Origin of the sequence: Acidocella sp. (assembly GCF_013044125.1) — a bacterium.
Taxonomy (GTDB): Bacteria; Pseudomonadota; Alphaproteobacteria; order Acetobacterales; family Acetobacteraceae; genus Acidocella.
The window spans coordinates 1-3537 of sequence record NZ_JABEVC010000188.1 but is presented as its reverse complement, the minus strand read 5'-3'; the positions used below and the strand labels follow the sequence as shown (position 1 = coordinate 3537).

Genomic DNA, 3537 nt, shown 5'->3' with positions numbered 1-3537 from the left:
GGGTGGCGGGGTGGGCCAGGGCTTCCTCGGTGATTTCCGGCAGGATCGGGTAGCCGATGCTTTTGAATGCCTGGGCGATGAGGGTGGAGCAGATGGCGCGCGTGGGGCCGGCGGAGAGGAAGCCGATGGCGCGCCGCCGCCAGCGCTGCGGCACGGGGAGGGGGAAGAGGTAGCGCGCGAGGTCAACGACGTAGCGCAAATCGTACTGGGTGCCGAGTTTGCTCATCGCGAAATCAACCACGGCCTGGCGGTCCTGCGTGGAGAGGCCGATGGGGCGGCAGATGCGGACATGGTAGGGCAGCAGGTCTTCCAGGTTGAAGCGGCGCACACCGGCGATGATGTCAGCCTCGATGCAGTCCGGGCCGCCGCCGGGGGCGGCATCGCCGGCGTAGAGCGCGGAATGCGACCATGTGGACTGGGTGAGGTATTTGACCATCGAGCTGATGCGCAGGCGGCCTTCGACGAGGATGACATCGCCCGGCTGGAGCAGGGCGCGGAACTTGCGGAGGTCAACCGGGAAGACGGGCGGCGCGTCCACCGGGACGGTGAGGAAGCTGGCGATGGCGTGGCCGATGGCCTGCTGGAGGCGGCGCAAGGGTTAGAGCCCCAGGCGGCGCACCGCCGCGGCGACGCAGAGTTCGAAAATATCCAGAGAGTCGAAGGGGCGGGAGATGCCGTCCGGCGGGAGGGTGACGGGCAGGCCGCCGCCATATTCCACGCAGCCTGGGATCATGAGGTTGTCGGGCAGGTTGAATGGCTCGATGGCGAGGCCGGGGAGAGGGTCCGCCACGGCGGCGGCCTGCGCGGCGCTGCGTTCGGCGAAGGAGGCGGCGGTGTTGGAATAGCCGAACACCGGGCGGGCGCGGCCGAGGAACCAGCCAATTTCCACCAGGGTGCCGGAATCGGCCGAGGCGCCGCGGAAGGGGGTGAGGTTGGCGATCACGAGGTCGCTGGCCTGCATCATGGCGATGTCGTCAAGGTAGATCTGGCGCCAGAGGATGTCCGGCGGCAGGGACAGGTCCAGCTTGGGGTTGAAGGGCGCGAGCCCGGTGAGGCCGTGGCGGGCGCAGATGGCGATTTTTGCCGCCGCGTTGGCCGCGGCGCCAGGTAGAAATACATCCGGTCCGGCGAGGTAGGCTGTGCGCGCCATGGCGGGTCAGGCCGGTTTGAGCTGGTGTTCGGCCAGCGCGGCCATCAGCCCGGAGAAGGCCTCATCGACGGTTTTGCCGCTGGTGTTATAGGCGAAGTCAGCCTTGGCGTAGAAGGCGGCGCGGCTTTCCAGGGTGACGCGAAGGTCCTCGATGGCTTTGCGGCTGTCGGCCATCGGGCGTTGTTCGCCCTGGGCGATGACACGGTTCATGTGGTCCTCGGGGTCGGCCTGGAGCCAGATGGTGAGGCAGTTGGTGAGCAGCAGGTCAAAGGTTGAGGGGTCGCCGACGAGGCCGCCGGCGGTGGCGATGACGCAGTGGGGGTAGGTTTGCAGGGCATCCTCCAGCGCTTGGCGCTGGTAGCGGCGGTAGGCGTTGGAGCCGTAGAGGGCCTGGATTTCCACCGGGCTGCAGCCGGCGAGGCGGGTGATCTCGGCGCGCAGCTCCACGAAGGGCCAGCCAAGCTGGGCGGCGGCCATGCGCCCCAGGGTGGATTTGCCGGCGCCGCGCAGGCCCACGAGCGCGATGTGGTTGCGCCGCTGGCCGGGGGTGATGGCGCCGAAGAGCTCGGCCAGGGCCTTATGGGCGCGTTGCAGCTCCTCCGGCCCGCGGCCGTGCAGGAGCTTGCGGATCATCAGGCCTTCGGGGGTGCTGGTGGTCTCATCGCCGAGCAACTCGGCCAGGGAGGAGCCAAGCGCCAGCGCCACCTGCTGGAGCACCAGCACGGAGACATTGCCGATGCCCGACTCGAGGTTGGCGAGATGACGCTCCGACACGCCGGCCTCCTCGGCCAGCATGCGCCGGGACATGCCGCCGCGCGCGCGCAGCAGTTTGACACGCTGGCCGAGGCCAGAGAGGAGCGGGTCTTTTTCGGAGGGGTTGGGTTCCATTGCTTTGAAGAGGGATTGCGGGCTCATACGCCTGTGTATCATCGCCTTCCCGCCGCCAAAAGGGTTTTGACGAAATATATTGCAGGAGCGGAGGCTCCCTTGTCTGCGCGCGGTTGAGGTGCCATTTCTGCGGGCATGACAAATCCAAATGATCCGGTCGGCTGGCATGGCACGACAATTTTATGTGTGCGGCGCGATGGCGCGGTGGCGATGGCCGGGGATGGCCAGGTGAGCCTCGGCAATACGGTCGTGAAGGGCAATGCGCGAAAGGTGCGGCGCATCGGCAATGGGGCGGTGATCGCGGGGTTCGCCGGGGCGACGGCGGATGCCTTCACGCTGCTGGAGCGGCTGGAGGCGAAGCTGGAGCGTTTTCCCAGCCAGCTGGAGCGGGCCTGCGTGGAGCTGGCCAAGGATTGGCGGATGGACCGTTATTTGCGGCGGCTGGAGGCGATGCTGATTGTCGCCGACAAGGAGCGCGGCTTTACCATTACCGGCAACGGCGATGTGCTGGAGCCATCGGATGGGATTATCGCCATTGGCTCCGGCGGGAATTACGCGCTTTCGGCGGCGCGGGCGCTGATGACAGTGCCGGACCTGGCGGCCGAGGAGATTGCCCGCCGCGCGATGAAGATTGCCGCGGATATTTGCATCTACACCAATGAAAACCTGATTGTTGAAACACTGTAATGGAAACACCCATATATTCGCCGCGTGAGATTGTTAGCGAGCTTGACCGTTTTATCATTGGCCAGAACGATGCCAAGCGCGCGGTGGCGATTGCGTTGCGCAACCGCTGGCGGCGGTTGCAACTGCCCGAGGATATGCGCGATGAGGTGGTGCCGAAGAATATTCTGATGATCGGGCCGACGGGGTGCGGCAAGACCGAGATCGCGCGGCGGCTGGCGAAGCTGGCGCAGGCGCCGTTCATCAAGGTGGAGGCGACGAAGTTTACCGAGGTTGGGTATGTGGGGCGCGATGTGGAGAGCATTGTGCGCGACCTGGTGGAGGCGAGCATCACCATGCTGCGCGAGCAGAACCGCAAGGGCGTGGAAGCCAAGGCGGAGCTGGCGGCGGAGGAGCGGTTGATCACCTCGCTGGTGGGCGAGGGTGCCAGCGCCGACACGCGGGTGAAATTCCGCCGGATGCTGCGCGCGGGTGAGCTTGAGGACAAGGAGATCGAGATTTCGCTCAGCGAGGGCGGGGGCGCGCAGATCGGCATGATTGACATGCCGCAGAACGGCGCGATCAACCTTGGCGATATGATGAAGGGGATGTTTGGGCGCCAGGCCAGCAAGCGCAAGATGCTGGTGCCTGATGCGCGCCGCGCGCTGGAACGCGAGGAAGCCGACCGGCTGCTGGACACCGAGGCGCTGACCAAGGATGCGTTGCGCCATGCGGAGAGCAACGGCATTGTGTTTCTCGACGAGATCGACAAGATCTGCGCCAAGACCGAGGGTGGGTTTAGGGGCGGGGATGTGTCGCGCGAGGGCGTGCAGCGC

General features: G+C 66.2%; 5 protein-coding genes. 2 read left to right on the top strand and 3 right to left on the bottom strand.

What is annotated here, in order from left to right; all coding sequences use genetic code 11:
• The 3 genes from HKL97_RS11365 to HKL97_RS11355 all read right to left on the bottom strand — a co-directional run.
• Positions 1–595, bottom strand: a 595-nt coding sequence (locus HKL97_RS11365; protein ID WP_291425394.1) for a YiiX/YebB-like N1pC/P60 family cysteine hydrolase, incomplete at its 3' end; no start/stop codon positions are given.
• A 3-nt stretch (positions 596–598) separates the two neighbouring features.
• Complete coding sequence (locus HKL97_RS11360; protein ID WP_291425392.1) at positions 599–1150, bottom strand: nucleoside 2-deoxyribosyltransferase; 552 nt, start codon at positions 1148–1150, stop codon at positions 599–601.
• A gap of 6 nt (positions 1151–1156) precedes the next feature.
• Positions 1157–2065, bottom strand: a complete 909-nt coding sequence (locus HKL97_RS11355) for a helix-turn-helix transcriptional regulator (protein ID WP_291425390.1) — start codon at positions 2063–2065, stop codon at positions 1157–1159.
• 108 nt (positions 2066–2173) lie between these two features.
• Here HKL97_RS11355 and hslV point away from each other — a divergent pair, with 108 nt between their 5' ends.
• Together hslV and HKL97_RS11345 are read left to right on the top strand one after the other, a co-directional pair.
• Positions 2174–2725 carry an ATP-dependent protease subunit HslV gene (gene hslV / locus HKL97_RS11350; RefSeq protein ID WP_291425388.1) on the top strand — a complete coding sequence of 184 codons (552 nt, stop codon included), beginning with the start codon at positions 2174–2176 and terminating at the stop codon, positions 2723–2725.
• Positions 2725–3537: AAA family ATPase (locus HKL97_RS11345; protein WP_291425387.1), on the top strand; the 813-nt coding region annotated here is incomplete at its 3' end. The genes hslV and HKL97_RS11345, both read left to right, overlap by 1 nt.

What these genes read in the sequence shown, in the direction of transcription:
- HKL97_RS11360 (WP_291425392.1), bottom strand. Translation starts at nt 1,150, where the DNA reads ATGGCGCGCACAGCCTACCTCGCCGGACCGGATGTATTTCTACCTGGC.
- HKL97_RS11355 (WP_291425390.1), bottom strand. Translation starts at nt 2,065, where the DNA reads ATGAGCCCGCAATCCCTCTTCAAAGCAATGGAACCCAACCCCTCCGAA.
- hslV (WP_291425388.1), top strand. Translation starts at nt 2,174, where the DNA reads ATGACAAATCCAAATGATCCGGTCGGCTGGCATGGCACGACAATTTTA.